Annotated in this window: 18 protein-coding genes; 15 read left to right on the plus strand and 3 right to left on the minus strand. The window is 48.0% G+C overall.

The window, feature by feature from the left end:
* Positions 1-26 precede the first annotated feature (26 nt).
* From OTK50_RS16645 to cyoE, 10 genes are all read left to right on the plus strand, one after another.
* Positions 27-209: an H-type small acid-soluble spore protein gene (locus OTK50_RS16645; RefSeq protein WP_003155535.1), complete on the plus strand. Its 183-nt coding sequence runs from the start codon at positions 27-29 to the stop codon at positions 207-209.
* Positions 210-379: 170 nt separating this feature from the next.
* On the plus strand, positions 380-1,729 hold the full coding sequence (glvA, locus tag OTK50_RS16650) for a maltose-6'-phosphate glucosidase (RefSeq protein ID WP_007610111.1): 1,350 nt from the start codon (positions 380-382) through the stop codon (positions 1,727-1,729).
* Positions 1,730-1,797: 68 nt separating this feature from the next.
* Positions 1,798-2,559: a MurR/RpiR family transcriptional regulator gene (locus OTK50_RS16655; protein WP_266121966.1), complete on the plus strand. Its 762-nt coding sequence runs from the start codon at positions 1,798-1,800 to the stop codon at positions 2,557-2,559.
* 16 nt (positions 2,560-2,575) lie between these two features.
* Complete coding sequence (locus OTK50_RS16660) at positions 2,576-4,162, plus strand: alpha-glucoside-specific PTS transporter subunit IIBC (protein WP_012117097.1); 1,587 nt, start codon at positions 2,576-2,578, stop codon at positions 4,160-4,162.
* A 176-nt stretch (positions 4,163-4,338) separates the two neighbouring features.
* On the plus strand, positions 4,339-6,666 hold the full coding sequence (locus tag OTK50_RS16665; RefSeq protein ID WP_266121967.1) for a peptidase G2 autoproteolytic cleavage domain-containing protein: 2,328 nt from the start codon (positions 4,339-4,341) through the stop codon (positions 6,664-6,666).
* A 296-nt stretch (positions 6,667-6,962) separates the two neighbouring features.
* Entirely contained in the window at positions 6,963-8,696 is a 1,734-nt protein-coding gene (locus OTK50_RS16670) for an ABC transporter ATP-binding protein (RefSeq protein ID WP_094031595.1), read from the plus strand.
* Complete coding sequence (locus tag OTK50_RS16675) at positions 8,677-10,494, plus strand: ABC transporter ATP-binding protein (RefSeq protein WP_266121968.1); 1,818 nt, start codon at positions 8,677-8,679, stop codon at positions 10,492-10,494. The genes OTK50_RS16670 and OTK50_RS16675 overlap by 20 nt, the downstream gene beginning before the upstream one ends.
* Positions 10,495-10,660: 166 nt before the next feature.
* A complete protein-coding gene (locus tag OTK50_RS16680; RefSeq protein ID WP_007408534.1) occupies positions 10,661-11,065 on the plus strand; it encodes a DoxX family protein in 405 nt (134 codons plus the stop codon).
* Positions 11,066-11,081: 16 nt separating this feature from the next.
* A complete protein-coding gene (locus tag OTK50_RS16685; protein WP_082999103.1) occupies positions 11,082-11,939 on the plus strand; it encodes a VOC family protein in 858 nt (285 codons plus the stop codon).
* 361 nt (positions 11,940-12,300) lie between these two features.
* Positions 12,301-13,248 carry a heme o synthase gene (gene cyoE, locus OTK50_RS16690; RefSeq protein ID WP_032872371.1) on the plus strand — a complete coding sequence of 316 codons (948 nt, stop codon included), beginning with the start codon at positions 12,301-12,303 and terminating at the stop codon, positions 13,246-13,248.
* 37 nt (positions 13,249-13,285) lie between these two features.
* Here the strand turns inward: cyoE and OTK50_RS16695 are convergent, their stop codons facing one another.
* Entirely contained in the window at positions 13,286-13,837 is a 552-nt protein-coding gene (locus tag OTK50_RS16695; protein WP_014304649.1) for a PadR family transcriptional regulator, read from the minus strand.
* Between the two features lie 233 nt (positions 13,838-14,070).
* On the opposite strand from OTK50_RS16695, the gene OTK50_RS16700 reads away from it, so the two are divergent.
* The 5 genes from OTK50_RS16700 (at position 14,071) to bstA (ending at position 19,352) form a co-directional block, all read left to right on the plus strand.
* On the plus strand, positions 14,071-14,673 hold the full coding sequence (locus tag OTK50_RS16700) for an NAD(P)H-dependent oxidoreductase (RefSeq protein ID WP_032872373.1): 603 nt from the start codon (positions 14,071-14,073) through the stop codon (positions 14,671-14,673).
* Positions 14,664-15,752, plus strand: a complete 1,089-nt coding sequence (locus tag OTK50_RS16705; RefSeq protein ID WP_224224119.1) for an acyltransferase family protein — start codon at positions 14,664-14,666, stop codon at positions 15,750-15,752. Before OTK50_RS16700 ends, OTK50_RS16705 begins: the two co-directional genes overlap by 10 nt.
* A 325-nt stretch (positions 15,753-16,077) precedes the next feature.
* Positions 16,078-18,489: a PEP/pyruvate-binding domain-containing protein gene (locus tag OTK50_RS16710; RefSeq protein WP_224224120.1), complete on the plus strand. Its 2,412-nt coding sequence runs from the start codon at positions 16,078-16,080 to the stop codon at positions 18,487-18,489.
* Positions 18,490-18,511: 22 nt separating this feature from the next.
* Complete coding sequence (locus tag OTK50_RS16715) at positions 18,512-18,784, plus strand: ribonuclease inhibitor Barstar (RefSeq protein WP_007408543.1); 273 nt, start codon at positions 18,512-18,514, stop codon at positions 18,782-18,784.
* Positions 18,785-18,809: 25 nt separating this feature from the next.
* The gene (bstA, locus tag OTK50_RS16720; RefSeq protein ID WP_007610139.1) at positions 18,810-19,352 is read left to right on the plus strand and encodes a bacillithiol transferase BstA; all 543 of its coding nucleotides are present in this window, start codon (positions 18,810-18,812) and stop codon (positions 19,350-19,352) included.
* On the opposite strand, the gene OTK50_RS16725 is transcribed toward bstA, so the two are convergent.
* Together OTK50_RS16725 and OTK50_RS16730 are read right to left on the minus strand one after the other, a co-directional pair.
* The gene (locus OTK50_RS16725; RefSeq protein ID WP_105937955.1) at positions 19,312-20,904 is read right to left on the minus strand and encodes an MFS transporter; all 1,593 of its coding nucleotides are present in this window, start codon (positions 20,902-20,904) and stop codon (positions 19,312-19,314) included. The two genes, bstA and OTK50_RS16725, sit on opposite strands and share 41 nt — an antisense overlap.
* Before the next feature lie 109 nt (positions 20,905-21,013).
* Complete coding sequence (locus tag OTK50_RS16730) at positions 21,014-21,496, minus strand: MarR family transcriptional regulator (RefSeq protein ID WP_007610142.1); 483 nt, start codon at positions 21,494-21,496, stop codon at positions 21,014-21,016.
* Positions 21,497-21,571 lie beyond the last annotated feature (75 nt).

A 21,571-nucleotide genomic window follows, 5' to 3' on the forward strand; every position in this document is an offset into this window, starting at 1 on the left:
TGTGAGGCCTAAAGGAGGTTTGAGACGTGAATACACAGCGTGCGAAAGACATTTCAGAATCCGCCGCCATGGCGTATGTGACGTACGAAGGAGTTCCGATTTATATTCAGCATGTCAACGAAGACAAGGAAACAGCCAGAATTTTTCCGATCGGAAATCCGCAATTTGAGCAGGAAGTGCTGCTTTCTGATTTACAAGAGCATTTTTGAGAATGGGTCTGCTGATGACAGCAGGCCTTTTTCGTACCTGTGGGAACTTTCCCGCTTTTTGAGAAAAATAACTAAAAATGATTAAATGATCTAACTCCTCCAAACCCGGTACAGATCGGACCTTCTCATGATATAAATAAAATGTAAACGTTATCAGAGGAGGGCTTCACATGACAGACAAATCATTCTCAATCGTTATTGCAGGCGGCGGCAGCACATTTACCCCCGGAATTGTATTAATGCTTTTGAATCACCTGGAAGAGTTTCCGATCAGAAAGCTGAAACTTTATGACAATGATAAAGAAAGGCAGGAGCGGATTGCGGGTGCGTGTGAGGTATTTATAAAAGAAAAAGCGCCGGACATTGAATTTCTGGCGACTGATGACCCAGAGACGGCTTTTACGGATGTTGACTTCGTCATGGCGCATATCCGCGTCGGAAAATATGCGATGCGCGCGCTCGATGAACAAATCCCGCTGAAGTACGGCGTGGTCGGCCAGGAAACATGCGGGCCGGGCGGAATTGCATACGGCATGCGCTCTATCGGCGGTGTTCTGGAGATTCTTGATTATATGGAAACGTACTCGCCCGACGCATGGATGCTGAATTACTCCAATCCGGCGGCGATTGTGGCCGAAGCTACACGGCGCCTCAGACCGAATTCAAAAATATTGAACATCTGCGACATGCCGGTCGGAATTGAGGATCGCATGGCGAACATCCTCGGATTATCTTCACGGAAAGAAATGAACGTCCGTTACTACGGCTTGAACCACTTTGGCTGGTGGACGTCCATCACAGACCGGCATGGCAATGATTTAATGCCGAAGCTGAAAGAGCATGTCCGTGAATACGGCTACGTTCCGAAGACGGAGGCCGAACAGACTGAAGCAAGCTGGAATGACACATTCAAAAAAGCGCGCGACGTACAGGCGGCTGATCCGGATACGCTTCCGAACACATATCTGCAATATTACTTATTCCCGGATGATATGGTGAAAAAATCAAACCCGAACCATACGAGAGCCAACGAAGTCATGGAAGGGCGGGAAGCTTTCATTTTCAGCCAATGCGATATGATTACGCGCGAACAATCGTCGGAGAACAGTGAAATTAAAATTGATGATCATGCTTCCTATATCGTCGACCTTGCCCGGGCCATCGCTTACAACACAGGGGAGAGGATGCTGTTAATCGTTGAAAATAACGGCGCGATCGCAAACTTTGATCCGTCAGCCATGGTTGAGATTCCTTGTCTCGTAGGCTCAAACGGACCGGAACCGCTCTCAGTCGGGAACATACCGCAATTTCAAAAAGGCCTGATGGAACAGCAGGTGTCTGTCGAAAAACTGACGGCTGAAGCGTGGGAAGAGCGGTCATTTCAAAAGCTGTGGCAGGCGCTGATCCTGTCAAAAACAGTGCCGAATGCCCGTGTGGCAAGACTGATTCTTGAAGATCTGATGGAGGCTAATAAGGACTACTGGCCTGAGCTTGATGTGAGTCCGTCTCCTATTTCCTGATGACAATCTTCCCCGTTTTCTTTATCTGTTATTCTATATAATAGAAAGAAAACGGGGGGATTTTTGGGATGAGTCTTGAAGAACTGGTTAACCAGCATTACGCGAAATTAAATGACAACGATTTTTATATTTTAAAATATATATTGAATCATAAACATACGTGCTACCATCTCGGGATCAATGACATGGCGAAAGCCTGCAATGTCTCTCGGTCTTCCATCCTGCGGCTCGCCCAAAAACTGGGCTTCAGCGGCTACAGTGAATTCCGGGTTTTTCTGAAATGGGAGGATCAGCCTGAAGAGGGCGAGAATATGACGTTTGAAAAGCTGCTGGATGATATTGAAGCCAATGTAAAATACGTGAAGTCAAAAGATATGACGGAGATGTGCCGGCTGATAGATGAAGCAAAACGGATTTTCGTTTACGGATCGGGGACGGCTCAGAGGGTGTGCGCCCGTGAGCTGCAGCGGATGTTTGTATCCCGGCGGAAGTATCTGATTTTAATTCAGGACATCACAGAGTTTGATATCATGTGTGATGATTTTAAGATTGATGACGTATTCATCATTATTTCTTTATCAGGCGAAACACCCGAATTAATTCCGCAGGTAAGGACCCTGTCCGCAAAGGGAGTTCCGTTTATTTCAATCACCAATCTGAAAAACAACGTACTGGCGCAAACGACGCCGTATAATCTTTATGCGACCAGCAAGCCGGTGATGTTAAGCGATAAAACGGAAATTGTCGCATTTGCCCCGTTTTTTCTGGTGGGCGAAGCGTTATTCCGTGCATATGTTGATTATAAAGAGCTCGAAAATTTTGATAAATAGCGGGAGGTCACGTGAAATGATGCAAAAAGTCCAGCGCTTCGGCAGCGCGATGTTTGTGCCTGTTTTGTTATTTGCATTTTCCGGTATTATTGTCGGTCTGAGTACGCTGTTTAAAAATAAAACGCTGATGGGGCCGCTGGCTGATCCTGACGGGCTTTGGTATCAATGCTGGTACGTCATTGAACAGGGCGGCTGGACCGTCTTTAATCAAATGCCGCTCCTGTTTGCGATCGGCATACCTGTCGCCTTAGCGAAAAAAGCGCAGGCGCGGGCCTGTTTGGAAGCGCTTACAGTTTATCTGACATTCAATTACTTTATCAATGCGATTCTGACGGTTTGGGGCGGGGCTTTTCATGTCGATATGACTCAGGAAGCCGGCGGAACGAGCGGGCTGACGATGATCGCCGGGATCAAAACGCTTGATACGAATATTATCGGCGCCATCTTTATTTCATCTATTGTCGTGTATTTGCACAATCGTTATTTTGATAAAAAACTGCCGGATTTTCTGGGGATTTTTCAAGGATCTTCCTACATCGTTATCATTTCTTTCTTCATTATGATACCGATTTCGCTTGCGGTGGCATACGTGTGGCCGATGGTTCAGTCCGGAATAGGCTCGCTGCAAAGTTTTCTCGTTTCTTCCGGGGCGATCGGCGTGTGGATTTACACGTTCCTGGAGCGGATTTTAATTCCGACCGGCCTGCATCATTTTATTTACTCTCCGTTTATTTACGGTCCGGCTGTGGCTGAAGGCGGTATCGTCACCTATTGGGCCCAGCATCTCGGGGAATACTCTCAAAGCGTCAAACCGCTGAAAGAATTGTTCCCGCAGGGGGGCTTCGCGCTTCACGGCAACTCGAAAATCTTCGGCATTCCAGGAATCGCGCTCGCTTTTTACGCCACGGCTTCAAAGGAAAAGAAAAAAATCGTCGCCGGCCTATTGATCCCGGTCACCTTGACGTCCATTGTCGCGGGAATTACAGAGCCGATTGAATTTACATTCCTTTTTATCTCGCCGTTTTTATTTGCGGTTCATGCTTTGCTTGCCGCTTCCATGGCAACCGTCATGTATATGGCCGGCGTCGTCGGAAATATGGGAGGCGGTTTGATCGAAGCTGCGACCTTGAACTGGATCCCGCTGGCGTCAAGCCACGGCTTGACGTATGTATACCAGATCATTATCGGATTGTGTTTTACCGCTGTTTACTTTTTTGTCTTCCGTTTCCTCATTCTCAAATTCAACATCGCCACACCGGGCAGAGAAAAAGAGGAAGGGCAGGAAACAAAGCTCTATTCGAAAAAGGAGTACAGAGAACGGAAGCAGGCTTCAAAAGAAACAGCGGCGGCAGACGAAACACAGCGGGATACAGCCGCTTTGTATATTGAAGCGCTGGGCGGAAAGGACAATATTACGGAGGTCACCAATTGCGCCACCCGTCTCCGCGTCACTGTCGCTGATGAATCAAAGGTCAAAAGTGACGCCGATTTCAGAGAGCTGGGAGCCCACGGGGTCGTCAGAAAAGGCAGGGCGCTTCAGGTCATTGTCGGATTAGGCGTTCCGCAAATGCGGGAGCGTGTCGAGAAAATATTGAATGGTTAAAATACTGCAGCAGCAGACTATGTGCAGAGCGCTTGTTAATCCGGCGCTCTTTTTATGTTTTGAAGAAATGTATGAATTTGTCATACCTTTGCCACCTGTACATGCAGGAGTGAAAACGAAAGACTTCTGTGGTGTTCGGTGTTTTAAACAGCAATTCAAAAATAGGAGGTAAGGCAATGACAAACTATACGACTTTCTTAGGACTTTACAAACCCGATAAGACGGAGGGGATTGAGGTTGAAAGCATTGCTCAAAATTTTGAAGCGATTGACAGCAAAATCGGTGCTGCGCTTAGCAATGGCACGTCAACTTATGAAAATTTAAACGAAAGACTTAAAATGTATGAAAACAGATTTGAACATGTGACAGAGCGGAACGTTATGGATTTTGGAGCTAAAGGTGACGGCGTAACGGATGATACGCAGGCATTTCATGATGCCATGGCTGACGGAGGTTATGTCGTAACAGTTCCCGCGGGTGTATTCAGAACATCGGGATTGTTTGTTCCTTCAAATACAATGCTTGTCGGAGCAGGCAAGAAAAGAACGGTCATTAAATTATTAGACGAAACACCGGTCGGCCATTCTGTTCTGACCAACAGTGATTATACGAACGGTAATGAAAATATTTATGTCGGCCATCTCACTTTGGATTGGAACAAGGATACGCGTCCTTCCGGCTGGAAGATTCCGAAAGGCCCCACTTCAAGCTGTTTGCTTTTTGCGAATGTTGACTATTCTTTTGTTGAGCATGTGTTTGCGAAGAACGCCGGCCTGCACGGCTTTGATTCCACGAGCCCGAACTATAACAGACATGGAGAAAAAGATGATCCAACTTATTATCAGCCCAACGGCTGTAACTTTGTAACGTTTTCACATTGTGAAGCAACAGGGTCCGGCGATGATAACTTTACTTGTCATTTTGGGAAACACACGACTTTCAGTCATTGCCTCTCTTATCATCCTATGGGGCTAAACGATGGAACTTCTAACACGAACTGTTTTGAAATTGATGACGGCTCTCAAGACGTAATGATTGATAGTTGTATCTCAATTGGAGGAGTCCGAGGCTTTGAGATTAAGGCACACGGTTATGCACCGGCTGCGAAGAGAGTGCAGCTTGTTAACTGTCGCGCATACGAAAATGCCATTGGATATAGCATTCGCCATATCGGTCACCACACAGCAAGCGATCCTCAGTCAGCGACAGCCCATGATGTGCAGCTTGCGAATTGTATCGCATATAACCCTAAGCCGAATGATCTTTACAAAGGGGCGGGTCCAAACGCGTTGCAAATCTCCGGATATGATGGTGTGAGTGTTGTGAATTTCCATGCTGTTTGTGATGATAGTTCAATTGATTATAAGGGTAATTCGGTAGTCAGCGTATTTTATAAAGGACGCTTAATTAGCTTAAAGAATATAACCATTCGCGGATTTAAGACTGCAGACAATGATTTATATATTGTCGGCGGGGATAACTCAGTAGGAAAAGTAATGGTGGATGGTGTCACCTTGATTGACTCCGGAAAAAAAGGAGTTGCATTTGGCAGCGGAATGTACGAGTCTGTTGTTAGTAATGTTTGGGGACAGAGATCTCCAAAAAATAATAGCGGGACAGTTGGAATTTATTCCTCAGATCCAGATCTTAATGTATCCAATTGTGATTTTTCAGGTTATGAAACTGACTTTAACATTGGAGGAGCAGTCACTCCTTATTTCTTATTCAAACATAAAGGAAGCGGGGTCATTGGCTCCCGTGAATCTCACGCTACAGGCAATAATAATTTTGTGGCTGGTTCTGTTCGGGGAAGAGCAACCGGAGCGGCTCAATCTTCAGTGCTTTCTTCGTACAATACAATTAATCCGAATTCAGATTCTGTAGCACTTGGCTGGGGTGCCGGCAGCACTCCGTCATCAGCCAACAGAAAGATTGAGCTTCACGCAAAAGAAGGAACAATTAAGGCTACGGGAGGCGTAACAGGTTCCTCGACATTCTCTGACTACGCCGAGTATTTTGAAAGCCTGAGAGGGGAAAAGATTCAGACGGGAACACTTGTCACACTTGAAGGTGATAAGATCAGACCGGCTGAAAAAGGTGACCTCATGCTTGGGGTCATTTCCGAGACCGCCGGAGTGATTCTTGGTGAGTCGAGTTTTCACTGGTCGGGACGATACGTAAAGAATGAATTTGGCGGCTATGTTTATGAAGAACAGAAAGATGCGAATGGCCATACGGTCATGGCGCCAAAGGAAAATCCGGACTTTCGGCCTGAAGAAGACTACGCTTCAAGAGAAGAGAGAGACGAGTGGAACATTGTCGGACTCATCGGCCAGGTATATGTCAGATGCGATGAGACTGTGAAAGCGGGAGATTTTATTCACGCTCATAATGGGATTGCAACAAAATCTGATGCTCCAAACCAGCGCTGGCAGGTCATGAAAGTGATCAATGAGTTTGATGCTGATAAAGGATTCGGGGTCGCTCTCGTTTTTATTCGTTAAATGAAATGACACGGTATGAATGATCATCTGACTAGCGGACGTCTTTTAAAGGCTCCGCTAGTCATTTTAAAATAAAAGGCTCCGGTTCAGGAGCTGGTAAAAAGAAAAGATAAGACAGCCTCCATATATCTGCACGCCTCATTCCCACAATTTTTATCCTCAATGATATTTCCGTTTTTTTTTACACAAAGTACATAATAAAAGTGCAGGTTCAAGGGTTAATCCTTTATTCATTTAAGACAAACAAATAAAATAAATATACATACATATTGAACAAAGGATTTGGAGGCTTACACATGTCAAAGGCTTTATCATATGTAAAACCGTATTCTCTTTTGGCAGGAATCGCTTTGTTTTTCATGCTCATCGAGCTTGCGGTAGAGCTGCTACAGCCCCTGCTGATCGGGAAAATCATTGACGAAGGAATTTTAAAGCAGGATCTCGATACGGTTTGGCTGTGGGGCGGCGTGATGATCGGACTGACCGCTGTTTCATTCGCATCGGGCATTTTAAATTCATTCTACTCCGCCCACATCAGCCAGAGCTATGCGTATGATACGCGAAAAGGGCTTTTTCAAAAAATTCAATCCTTCTCCTATTCGACGTTTGCGCAATTCTCATCCACATCGTTTATCACCCGGCTGACAAACGATGTGACACAGGTTCAGAATATGCTTTTCATGAGTCTCCGGTTTATGCTCCGGGCGCCGTTAATGATTGCGGGGGGCATTATTCTCTCGCTGACCGTCAATGCGAAACTCGGGTTTTTTCTGCTGATCACGGTGCCGATTTTGCTTTTGTTTTTGCTGTGGGTGCTGAAAAGAGGCGGCGCGCTGTTTCGGTCTGTGCAAAAGCGGCTTGATCAGGTCAACACGATCATGCAGGAAAACCTGACGGCGATCAAACTGATTAAAGCGCTCCTCCGTGCAAACCACGAAGTGAAACGTTTTTTGAAATCGAATACGAAGCTGATGGAAAAAACGGTCTCCGCTTTTCGTCTCGTGGAAGCGGCGATGCCGATTTTAATGCTGCTGATGAACATTTGTATTTTGTTTATCTTATGGTTCGGCGCCAAAAGCATTGCTCAGGGCGGAGCGCAGGTCGGCGATGTCGTTTCCGTCATTAACTATGCGACGCGGATTACAGGCGCGCTGTCCGTCCTTCCTTTTCTCATCATGGTATTTTCCCGGGCGAAGGCTTCCGGAGAAAGAATCGGCGAGGTGCTGGAAACAGAAGGCGGCGAGGGAACGGGGCAGGACCCGGCACGGGCGCTTGCAGGCGGGATTGAGTTTCGCGAAGTGTCCTTCCGCTATCCGGGCATGGAAAAAGACGCACTGCATCACGTGTCCTTTTCAGCCAGCCCGAAAGAAACGGTTGCCATTATGGGCGCGACAGGTTCAGGAAAATCAACGCTTTTTCAGCTGATTCCGCGCCTGTACACGGCTGATTCGGGCAGTATTTTCATAGACGGCAAACCGATCGGTGAATTCTCCGCTTGCGGGCTGCGCAGGGAAATCGGCTATGTTCCGCAGGAAGTGCTTCTGTTTTCGGGCACCATCCGTGAAAATATCGCCTGGGGGCGGGAGGATGCTTCACTAGATGAAGTAATGGAAGCGGCCAAAGACGCGCAAATCCATGACACGATTATGAAGCTGTCAAACGGATACGACACGGTGCTGGGACAGCGGGGCGTCAATTTGTCAGGCGGGCAGAAGCAGCGGATTTCCATCGCGCGCGCTTTTATCAGAAAGCCGTCCCTCCTGCTGTTAGATGACAGTACGAGCGCGCTTGATCTTCAAACGGAAGCGAAGCTTTTACAAGCGATCAGATCCTATGAATGCACGACACTGATTATTACGCAGAAAATAACGACTGCGATGAAGGCTGACACCATCTTATTGCTTGAAGACGGCGAACTGCTGGCCAAAGGCACGCACAAAGAGCTGATGGCACAGTCTCATCTGTACCGGCAGATTTATGAATCACAATTCGGAAAGGAGGGAGCTGACAATGCAAAAAGACATTCGTAAACCTTTCCGATATCCGAAAATACCGCTCAAATCAAATGAAGGCGGCAGAAAACGCGTGAAAGCAAAAGATACAAAAGGCACGCTGCGCAGAATCTGGTCTTATGTAGCCGAGAAAAAAGGGCTTTTAACCCTTGTGATCATCATGGTAGTCATAAGCGCCATATTCGGCCTGCTCGGACCGTTCGTCATCGGGAAAGCGATTGATCATTTTATCGTCGGACAGACGACAGACGGATTGGCGGGGGTGCTGTTCATCCTGTTTGGGATTTACCTCGTGCAATCATTGTCCTTATGGTTTCAAAACTATTGGATGATCAATATCTCGCAAAGCACCGTGTTTAAAATGCGGAGCGAGCTGTTTACCCATCTGCATGAGCTGCCGATTCCGTTTTTTGATAAACAGCGGCTCGGGGACTTAATGAGCCGGGTCACCAATGATATCGAAAATGTCAGCTCCACTTTAAATACATCCGTCATTCAAGTGCTGTCGAGCGTCATTACATTCGTCGGCACAATCTCCGTCATGCTGTACATGAGTCCGCTTTTAACATTGATCACGCTTTTGATTATTCCGATCATGCTTTTGAGTATTAAATGGATCACCAACCGGACGGGATTGCTGTTTAAACAGCAGCAGAAAAACCTCGGCGAGCTGAACGGTTTTATTGAAGAGTCGATATCAGGGGCGAAGGTCATTAAAGCCTACTCGAGGGAAGACCGCGTCATGGAACAATTTTTAGAAAAAAACGCGGCGTTACAATCATCGGGGTTTTGGGCGCAGACAATTTCGGGATTCATTCCGAAAGTCATGAACTCTTTAAACAATTTAAGCTTTACGATTATAGCGGCGGTCGGCGGGCTGTTTGCGCTAAAGGGATGGATCTCGATCGGATCTATCGTCGTATTCGCCGAATACTCGCGGCAGTTCACGCGCCCTTTAAATGATTTAGCCAATCAGTTCAATACGATGTTATCGGCCATCGCCGGGGCTGAGCGGGTGTTTGACGTGCTGGATGAAAAAGAGGAGCGGGAAGATGAAGAGCATGCGCTGTACCAGCCGATCAAAACGGGAGAGATTGAATTCCGAGATGTCTCCTTCGGCTATCAGGAAGACAGCCCGATCTTAAAACACCTGTCCTTCAGCGTTCCGAAAGGACAATCAATCGCCTTCGTCGGACCGACCGGAGCGGGTAAAACAACCGTTACGAGCCTGATCGCCCGTTTTTACGAGCCGAATAACGGAAAAATCCTCATTGACGGAACGGACATCAAAAAACTGACGAGATCCAGTCTGAGAAAAAACATGGGGTTTGTCCTGCAGGATTCCTTTCTCTTTCAGGGCACCATCAGGGAAAATATCCGTTACGGCCGTCTGGACGCATCTGATCAAGAGGTGGAGGCAGCCGCAAAAGCCGCCAATGCCCACGGATTCATCGAACGGCTCCCGAAAGGCTACGATACCGTCCTTACCCAAAACGGCGCGGGCATCAGCCAAGGACAAAAACAGCTTATTTCCATCGCGAGAGCTGTGCTGGCGGACCCGGTGCTGCTCATCTTGGATGAAGCGACGAGCAACATTGATACGGTGACGGAAGTGAAAATACAAGAAGCGCTCGGCCGTTTAATGGCGGGCAGAACAAGCGTCATCATCGCTCACAGGCTGAACACGATTCAAAAAGCAGATCAGATTCTTGTGCTGAAAGACGGCGAAATGGCTGAAAAAGGAACCCATGCCGAACTTCTCAGGCAGAACGGGTTTTACCGGGAATTATATGAAAGCCAGTTCCGGGAATCATAGATAGGGAAAAAGACCTCCGACAGAGTGCGGAGGTCTTTTTTTGCGAAGGCAAATAGTACTTTTAAGTTATTTTCGTTAAATGTAACAAAATTACTTGACGTAAATAAGTTATGTATATATACTAGCTTACATAAAGTAAGTGATAATAATTTTCAAGGAGGATTTTATGAATAAATCATTCGAAACAGGAACACTGCTTTTAAGGGTTGTAACAGGTATTATCTTTTTTGTTCACGGTTTATCCAAGTTTCAAGGGTTGGAAGGAACTACGCAATTTTTCCAGAGCATCGGGATTCCGGCCTTTATGGTCTATGTCATCGCGACGATTGAGCTTGTCGGCGGGGTTCTGATCTTTTTCGGTTTGGCAACGCGCATTATCGGCGTTCTGTTTGCCGTCACATTAGTCGGCGCCATCTTCACGGCGAAGCTTTCCTCACCATTTATGGGCGGATCGGAATTTGATTTCATCTTACTGGTTGCGTCAATTCACTTAGCGCTTTCAGGAAGCCGTCTGCTTTCATTGGATCAGCTCCTTTTCAAATCAAAAAAGGGAGAAACTTTTTCAGCATAAGAAAGAAGGCGTTCAAATGACCGGTATTCATCAAGATACGGCAATCGGCTATGTCAAATTGACCATTAAAAATATGGAACGCTCGCTCGGCTTTTACCGGAATGTAATCGGCCTTCAAGTCATCTCGCAGACAGATCGTTCAGCAAGACTGTCAGCAGACGGAAAACGCGTCCTGCTGGTGCTTGAAGAAAATCCAGGCGCCGTCGTTCTGCCGGAGCGGTCTGTCACCGGCCTTTACCATTTCGCGATACTTCTGCCTGACCGGAAAGAACTCGGTATCGCATTGGCCAGGCTGATTGAAAACGGCATCGCGCTCGGTCAGGGGGATCACGCGGTCAGTGAGGCTCTTTACCTGTCTGATCCGGACGGCAACGGCATTGAAATATACGCCGATCGTCCCCGCAGCACGTGGCGCCGGGATGCAGAGGGCAATTATGTTATGCAAACGGCGCCCGTCGATGTGGACGGGCTTTTGGAAGAAGCCGGAGCTGAACGGAAAAGCCGTCTCCCAGAAGGAACTGTTATCGGCCACATCCATCTTCATGTGACGGACTTACAGGAAGCCAAAGCGTTTTACACCGATATTCTTGGTTTTGACATTGTCGGCAATTACGCGGGCATGTCTGCTCTGTTTGTTTCGGCGGGAGGGTATCACCATCACATCGGTCTGAATATATGGGCCGGAAAACATGCGCCGCCGAAACCGGGAAACGCAAGCGGGCTGGATTATTACACCATCGTGCTCCCGCATCAAAAAGAGCTGTCACGTGTGACAAAAGCGCTGACCGATGCCGGCTTTGAGATTGAAGAAAAAGAAGAGGGCGTATTCGTCAAAGACCCTGTATCAGGAGCGGATATCGCATTTACACTGTAAGAAACAAACCTTGCCGTCTAATCGGCAAGGTTTGTTATTTTTCTGAAGTTTTCTTGAAAAGGCTCGGGAAAGAACGTCTGTGACTGAAGAGAGCGAACATCTCAGTGAGGCGCAAAAATGACGCGTAGAGCCCGCCATCGCCGGCCCGAGCTCAGGGCATCCGCTGGATTGAAAATTGTGTCCGTTCGGCGGATCAGGGTGTTGTATGGGCAGAATTTGAATAGAAAAAGGCAAAAGCCGCATCCGGTCACAAGATGCGGCTTTTCATATACAATTTACAATTATGTGAAAAATGTCCAAAATAAATTGTTCTTCCTGATTCTTCCTGATATGATAAGCCGAAAAAGGAGAACCTGAACAAATGAATTCAAATGCAGCACAGACGGAACAGCCGATGAAGCATAACGGAAACCGGGTGACGGTCAAGGACTTTATCATTCTAGCCAAGCCGGGGATTATCATCTCAAATTCACTCGCCGCATTGGGCGGATTTTGGATCGCATGGCTTCAGTCGGAAAGGACGGGCGGAGGGCCCGGTATATTTGCCGCCATGGCGGTTGCCATGATCGGAACGGCGTTAGTCATGGCATCAAGCACTGTTTTTAATAACTTCTTTGACCGCGGCATGGACGCAAAGATGGCTCGAACCCGCACCCGCGCAAGCGTCACGGGGAGAATACCGCCGCCGGTCATGATCCTGTACGGCACATGTCTCGGCGCATGCGGATTCATCATGCTTGCCTCGCTTAATGTACTGACCGCCGTTCTTGGCCTGCTTGCATTTTTGCTGTATGCCGTCGTTTATACGCTTTGGTTTAAAAGACAATCCGTCTGGAGCACATTTGTCGGCAGCTTTCCGGGGGCGGCTCCGCCTTTAATCGGTTATTGCGCGCTGACCGGGTACATTGATATGCCCGCGATTTTGTTATACGCGATTATGTTTTTGTGGCAGCCGCCGCATTTCTGGGCGATCGGAATCAGGCGAAAGGAAGAGTATCGTGCCGCCGGCATTCCGCTTTTGCCGATTATAAAAGGCAATCGCGTCACAAAAATAAAAATGCTGCGCTATATTGCCGTTCTGACTGCGGTTTCGCTGCTCGTTCCTCTATATATAGACGTCAGCCCGTTTTATACCGCGTCCGCTCTCCTGCTCGGGGCCATCTGGCTGTACCGGAGCGTCAAAGGCTTTCAGGCGGCGGATGACACGCAATGGTCGAAGGGGATGTTTTTTTATTCGATTGTGTATTTCAGTCTGCTTTTTCTTATTTTAATGGCTGATTCGTTTATCAATGCGGTTCTCAGAACGTAAACAGGCGGCTTGCAGATACAGAGCCGCCCCGTTTTGTTTATGCTTTTTTGATGAGAGCCAAAATATCTTCAAGCCAGGAAATATAATTCCGTTCCCGCTCAAGCGCTTTTGTCAGCACGAGATAATGGCCGAAATCAGGAGAAGAAAATGAATCCGCCTCCGCGGACGATGTCATCAGTTCTTGATAACTGTTTTCCAGATCGGACAATTTCTCCTGCCGCTTTACGAGCTGATCGGTGAATAGCTCATCCGCTTCTTCCTGCGTCAACGCTGAGATGAAATAAGCCTTCAGCATAAATTCATCCTTCACCGTTTCCGGAATCGGGTCTTTTTTCGTCAGCCAGGCAGCAAGCTCCAGCTCTCCCTTGTCAGTCAGCGTGTACATTTTTTTCTCAAGCTTTGTTCCTTGAATCGCAGTGCGAAACGTAATAAATCCCTCAGCCGTCAGTTTTTTTAATTCCGGATAAATCTGGCTGTGCTTTGCGCTCCAAAACTGGCCGAGCTCTTCCTTAAAATAGCTCGATATATCATATCCGCTCAATTCGCCTTTTCGCAAAAGCCCTAAAATCGCGTACTTTAAAATTCTCATGTTGTCCTCCAAGCCCATTCATTTGACAGCTAGTATACCATACGGCCGCTCAAAAACGCAGAAGTGCCGGATGCTTGAAATTGAATCTGCGGCGGCAAAATCAGCGAAAATATGCAGAAAGGGGTTATTGAAAAGGCAGCGGAACTGGAAAAAGCCTTTCTCATGTCTTTGCCTCATTCATATGACATCATGATATAATCATTGTAAAAATTGAGAAATACTGGGAGGGACATATGAAGACGGTGATTGTGTATGCAAACCCGGATGAGAACAGTTTCAATGCGGCTCTCGTAAAATACGTCGTCATGGCTTTAAAGGACAGCGGCCGAAGCTATACGGTCATTGACTTATACGCCGACCAATTTGATCCCGTGCTGAAGTACGGCGGCGAAAAAAAGCGCTCTGACATGAACCGGGACGCTGAAACGAAGAAATACCGGAAACTGATGAAAGAAGCGGATCATCTCATTTTCATCTACCCGCTGTGGTGGGGAGGCGTTCCGGCGATTATGAAAGGCTTTTTTGACAGAGTGCTTGTCGCCGGAGAAGCCTACACATATGAAAACGGCCGCGTAAAAGGACTGCTCCGGGCAGAGACGGCACAGGTCTTTTATACGGCGGATTCCCCGGGCTGGTACTTAAAGTGGTTCCGGAAAAACTCGGACTGGATTACGCTGAAAAAAGGCATTCTGCAATTTTGCGGCATTCAAAAAGCCGAGCGGAACCTTTTTTCTGTCGTTAAAACGAGCACACCCGAGCTGCGGGAAAAATGGCTGCGCCAAGCATACGCTAAAGTCCGGCGCGCTTGTGAAAAAGGAGCGGCCGCATGCAGATAAAAGAAATTTTCGTGATTCGCTGCCTGTCCTGTTTAAGTGTGGTTCTGCTTCACGCAGTTTCAATGGTGCTGATGATTCAGGAAGAGTCCTTAGCCAGTGCCGCCCATACGGTTGATGCTTTTCGGACCCTGTTGATGTTCAGCACGCCGGCGTTTATCTTTATTTCGGAATTTCTGCTTGCCAGGTCATACCCGGGAGGCGTTCCCGCGGGTTTTTTAAAGAAAAGGGGCAAAGTCATTTTCGTGCCGTTTCTGTTTATTGCCGCGGTGGATGCTATTTTAATGAAAAGCGTGGCGGAAGAAGGAGCCGGATTCGTTTCAGTGATCGGTAAATTTTTAGAAAATGTGTTTTTAGGAAACTTCATCGGCTACTTCATTCTTGTGATCTTTCAATTTTACATTCTCCATATGCTGCTGCACCGCTGGCTGAACAACACATCTCCCGTGTGGGTGCTGTCTGTTTCGTTTATCATCAACGCCGTCTATCTGGCTTACTTTTCCATCGTTCATCCGCCGGCATCATCGGGGCTTGATTCTATTTTTCCGTTCTTTTGGGTTCCGTTTCCGGGCTGGGTGTTTTATTTCTGTCTGGCATTTTATTGCGGAAAGGAATATCCGCGTTTTTTAGCGCTCATCAATCAGTACCGTTATGCGGTTTACTCCAGTGCGGCCGTATCGGCAATATTGATTGTGGCCGTTTCATATATCAGCGGCGGCTCCATTTCCTCTAAGCGTCCGGATATTATGATTTACGCGGTCAGTATGATCTTTCTGTGTTTTCATCTGTTTTCAAAGCTCAAAAAAGTGCCCGCGATTGTGATGATGATCAGCAACTATTCGTTTTCAATCTATCTGCTGCACTCCTACTTTTTAATCAGCGGATATCTTCTGGAAGGCTATTTGCGGTCAATGCCTTTGCCGGCTGCCATCCTTCTGCTGTTTTTGATCTGCACGCTCGGTCCCATTTTCGTATCTTGGGTGTGCAACCATTTCAGATACGGATACCTGTTTGTCGGGAAAGTGTATCAGCCGAAGCAGACCAAAAGAAATACGGCGGCGCATCAAGGCCGCACAGTCTGAAAAAAAGGCGGCGTTTCGGCCGCCTTTTTGATACGGGTCCGCCTTATCCGGCACGAGGACGGATAGTTGTACATCCTGCAAACGAAACCCACCGCGGCAAGCAGGACCGGGCAGCCTATCTCTAATTTTAATAGCGCTTTCACTATGATGCTGAAGCCCCCGCCTGCGGCCGTTTTGACGGATGCATTTATGACAAAATAACGCCATCGATTTTCTCCCTTGTGAAGACCGATATATTGTATACTTATAGGAAATACTTTCAAAAAAAGTGAAAAAGAGAAAAACTGTGAACTTGGATGAACGACTAAAAAGGAGCGGGGACATTATGAATGACTGTGTCAAAACATTCGGAGAACTTCCGGCCGAACTTTATTCCTTTGCGGGAGGAAAAGGAAGCATTCTCTCTAAAATGTATCAAAGCGGGTATCCTGTGCCTGAAGGGTTTGTGATTTTGCCGTCTGCCTTTCAGGACGGACAGCTCCGCCATCAGGCGAGAGAGGCTGTTGATCAATATGTGAATTCCATCCGCAGCTGCCATGCATCTGCGTTGTTTGCCGTACGCTCATCCGCGCTGAGCGAGGATTCCGCTCAGGCTTCCTTTGCCGGAGAATTCGATACGGTGTTGAATGTCAAAACAGATCAAGACATGTTCAGGGCGATTGATGAAGTCCGCCGATCGACACAGTCAGAAAGAGTAAAAGCGTACAGCGCCGTTCAGGGAATGGAAGATGAGCATGAAATCGCAATCGTCATCCAGCTGATGATACCGTCTGAGATATCCGGAGTGCTGTTTACCGCAGATCCGATTACGGGGAGCAGGCGGGAGATGACAGGCAATTACGTCTACGGTCTCGGGGAGCAGCTCGTTTCCGGGGAAGCCGATGCCTATTCTTTTAAACTGGCACGGCCTAAGAAAAAATATGACGGCCCCGGGGAATTTCGTAAATATGCGTCAAAGCTCTATAAACTGGCGAAAAAGCTGGAAAAAGATCTTGGAGGGCCGCAGGATATTGAATGGGCCGCCGCGGGCGGGACATTGTATATTCTTCAATCCCGCCCGATTACGACCTTACAAGCCGGAAATCTGGAAACCTATGAATGGAATGATTCTTTCAGCGGTGATTTTTTATGGACAAACACAAATATAGGAGAAGCGATTCCCGATGTGATGACGCCGCTGACATGGTCGCTCCTCCGGAATCTGGATGAAGAGTCGGGCATCATTCCGGGCTATTATGTCTGGTCCGGCAATATTTGCGGCAGAGCCTATAACAATATGAGCCAGCCTCTTTCCGTTCTCGCCGCTTTCGGTCTGAATCCGAAAGGCGGAAAAATAGGAAAAATGATGAGCGATACATTGGGAGAAATCCCGGCGGAAATGAAGATTCCTTTATATCCGTTCTCAAAGTATGAACTTTTGAAGATCATCCCGAAAAAACTGAAACCGTATCTGTCGAAAATGAAGCAAGCGAAAAAAAACATGTCCTCCTACTTGGACGAATCGCCGGAGTGGTGCCGAAATATTGAGGAAAAGCTGATACGTGCCGAGACGGAGCGGGCATTATTAGCGATATGGAACAATGAGATCTATCCGTATTTATGCAACGCGTGGTTTGCGTTAATATCCGGCGGGCGTGATTCTGCGCAATCCTCTTCGTCGTTAACCTCTCAATTAACAAAACTCGCAGGGATAGAAGATGCGAATCTCCTGCTTTCCAATCTGAGGGGAAAAGGCGGACTGGCCAGCCTGGAGCCGATTATCGGCATTGATCAAGTCATGAAAGGCCGTATGAGCGAGGAAGAATACCTCAGGAACCAAGGCCACCGTGGCCCGCATGAATACGAACTTTCCATACCGCATCCGGGAGAAAATCGGGATTGGCTGACGAAGCAGATCAAAGAACACAAGGAGTCGGGTATTGATGCCGAACAACTGCTTTTGAAACAGCAGCGGGCGCATGAACAGGCCTTCCGAAGATTTGAAGAAAAGTATCCTCATAAGGTCAAATGGCTCAAAGCCAAAATGGAAAAAGCGTCAGAATACGCGAATATTAGAGAAACAACCAGATCCGAATTTGTCAGGGTGTACCGGACAGCCAGAGCATTCGCGCTCAGAGCGGCGGAAATGACCGGCATGAAGAACGATATTTTCTTCCTGTATCTGCATGAAATAACCGATCTGCTCGCGGGGAAAGAGCCGGCGGTTGCGTCGATTCAAGCGAGAAAGCAAAACTATGAAACCTATAAAAAACTGCCGCCGTTTCCATCCGTTATTAACGGAAGGTTCAATCCGTTTAAATGGGCTGAGGATCCTGACAGAAGAGCGGATTATTACGATGCTTTTATGCCTGCGGAAACTGATGATGCGCATACTTTAAAAGGTTTCGCGGGAGCGGCCGGGAGAGTGGAGGGCATTGTCCGTGTCCTTGATGCTCCGGAAGACGGGGATTCCTTTGCGGCGGGGGAAATTTTAGTGACGTCGACAACCAATGTAGGCTGGACCCCGCTTTTTCCAAGAGCGGCTGCTATCATAACGGATGTCGGCGCTCCTTTGTCCCACGCGGCGATCGTTGCCCGGGAACTGGGGATTCCTGCTGTTGTCGGGTGCGGAAATGCAACGTCAAAACTGAAAACGGGGGACAGGGTGGCCGTTGACGGCGGGCAAGGCATCGTCCAGCTGGAACCGCGGCAGACTCCGGCCACTTCTGAAGAGGAAAATGGTAAACTGATAGAATAAAAACATGGGAAAGGAGCCGCGCATGAATAAAGCAGTTATTAACGGGGAGCAAATCAGAAGTATGAGCGACCTGCACCAGACATTGAAAAAGGAACTTGCCCTTCCTGAATACTACGGTGAAAACCTTGACGCTTTATGGGATTGTCTGACCGGCTGGGTGGAATACCCCCTCGTTTTAGAATGGAGACAGTTTGAACAAAGCAAGCAGCTTACAGAAAATGGCGCCGAGAGTGTGCTTCAGGTCTTTCGTGAAGCGAAAGCGGAAGGCTGCGACATCACCATCATACTTTCATAATACGATCAACGGGAGAGAGACAAAAATGGAAAAACAAACCCTCAGCTATCCGATTGGAGAATATCAGCCGGCTGAATCGATTTCGGCCGGACAGAAACAAGAATGGATCAATGCGCTGGAACACGCTCCGGCCAAACTGAAACAAGCTGTCAGAGCGATGTCGGACAGTCAGCTTGATACGCCGTACCGCGAAGGGGGATGGACTGTCCGACAAGTGGTTCACCATCTGGCGGACAGCCACATGAACGGCTATACCCGGTTTAAATTGAGCTTAACGGAGAATGAACCGGAAATCCGTCCTTATGATGAAAAAGGCTGGGCCGATCTTCATGATTCCAAAACCGCCGCTTGCGGAGATGCGCTTGAGCTGTTAACGATCCTGCACAGAAGATGGGCCGCTCTTTTGCGCTCCATGACGGAAGCCCAATTCAAACGGACATACTTCCATCCTGTATCTAAAGAGACGGTTACGCTGGAACAAGCGCTCGGGCTATATGTCTGGCACTCTGAACATCACATCGCCCATATTACTGAGCTTTCCCGGCGGATGGGCTGGCATCTGTCTTAGAGGATGCCGGCTTCCGGAAATACGCCAAAACCGCCGCAGACACAATCGTGCATAATGAAATGACGGCGGCTGCCGTATAAAGATGGTGGTAGCCGCTGGAAATGCCCGCTTCAATCGCATCAAAAACCGCTTTTTTGACGGCGGGAACGGGAATTCGGCTTACCTGCTCCTGCAACGAAGAAAGTCCGCCGCCGATATCGGGCATTTGCGCCTGATCAGCGGGAATGCCGCTTTTCGCTAAACGGTTTTTGATGTCATCTCCGATCCGGTCAAAGCCCGCTGTAATGAAGCCGGCATATAAAGCCGGAGCGAGCGTCAGCCCGACCTGCCTTACGAGTGACAGCGTGCCGAGCGCTGTGCCTTTGTTTTGGCCCGCCGTTTCTGATACAAGCACATTCAGCGGAGCCCCGAGCAGAAATCCGAAACCGATCCCGGCAATGACACTCGCTGTGACAAATTCCCATTTATCTGTCACCCATAACGGAAACAGGCTGAAGCCTGCAAATGCGATGGCGCCTGATACAACCGCGGAGAAGACCGGCCCTTTTTTATCCGTGATCGCCCCGCCGAGCCACGCTCCGATTCCTGACGCCAACGCGAGCGGCGTCATCCAATAACCCGCTTTCTCCGCCGATACGTGCAAATATTGCTCCGCATAAGAAGGAATAAAAATGACCGCAGCGAGCAGCCCTCCCGATAAAAATCCGATGACGAGCGTCCATTGAAACACTTTATTTTGCAGCAGCGAGTAGGCGAGAATCGGATCGCCCCCTCTGTTTTCAACCCGCTTTTCGACTTTAAGCAGCACCAGAAAGAGAAGTGCCGCTCCCAAAAGATACCCGTACACCTTTACGTTCATTATGCTTTCTGACAGCTTCGCCCCATCGAGATTCGTGATACCGATCATGCAAGATAAGATCGCAAGAGACAGCAGCATTGTGCCGGCGAGGTCAAGCCGTTTCGCCTCAGGCTCTTTCGTTTCAGCGATAAACAAACCGCCGCACACAACCAAAGCGGCGGCAATCGGCAGATTAATCAAGAACAGCCAATGCCACGACCCGGTTACATCAAGCAAAAAGCTCCCGATATTCGGTCCGAGGACGGCCGCCATACCGTTCATCGCCCCTAAAAGCCCGAGAGCTTTCCCCTGTTTCTCCTTCGGAAGCACGGCCAGCACATGCGAACTCCCGATAATAAAAATTCCGCCGCCGCCAAGGGCCTGAATGAGCCGTGCCGCCAAAAACATCGGGAAGCTCTGACTGAGTGCGACAAGCAAAGAGCCGAGTCCGAACAGCCCGACTTCAATCATAAACAGCTTTTTCCGCCCGTATCGGTCCGACAGCTTGCCGACAATCGGCACACTGACACTGAGTCCCAATGTGTAAAGGGTCACTCCCCACGATCCCCATGAAGGAGAAACATCAAAAGAGCTGTTAATCGTCGTCAGAGCAGCGGAAATAATTCCGTTGTCCAGCGCCGCCATGAACACACCGATCGTAAAGAGAGTGATGGCCCAGCTCTGGTTTTTTTCTGTTTGCAATGGCTCCGGCATACTGATCAATCCTTCCGTTTTTTAATTCACTTCGAATATATTATTCACTTCAAATGAATTAAATGTCAAACAAAAAAAGGCCGCCGATACCGGCAGGCCTTTTTCATCTCTATCCCTGTTTGGAAGAATCAAGCGCTCTTGCCAAAATGGAAAGCCCTTGATTGACCGTTTGTTTTTCTTCAGCGGTCAGCGTTTCCAATGAACGCTTCAATTTTACATGTCCTTTTTGATAAAGGCTGCGGAAAATATCTTTCGCGTTTTCCGTTAATTGAACGACGACTGAACGGCGGTCTTCTTCTGACGGAGCGCGTGTAATGAAACATGATTTTTCTAAACGGTCAAGGAGCCCCGTCGTATTTGAAAGGGAAGCACCCATTTTCTCCGCTATGTCACTTACCTTAAGCGTCCCGTGGTTGTTCAGAAGCATCAGCACCTTCATTTGCGGCATGCTCATATCAAGCTTCATCCACTCCGACACATCGCCGAGTCCCGCCGATGTCATCACTTTCATGTACAGCACCCAAATATCCCGTTCCTCAGGAGAAAAAATATCGCCGCCTAATACCGTTGTATCATGCAGATTATAATCCATCGTCTCACTTCCTCATTCATACTCCTGCATACCATATTACTGATTTTAATCAGAGAAAGAAAGTTGCAGACGAGT

The organism is Bacillus sp. NEAU-CP5, from assembly GCF_026420705.1.
In the GTDB taxonomy this organism is placed as follows: Bacteria; Bacillota; Bacilli; order Bacillales; family Bacillaceae; genus Bacillus; species Bacillus velezensis.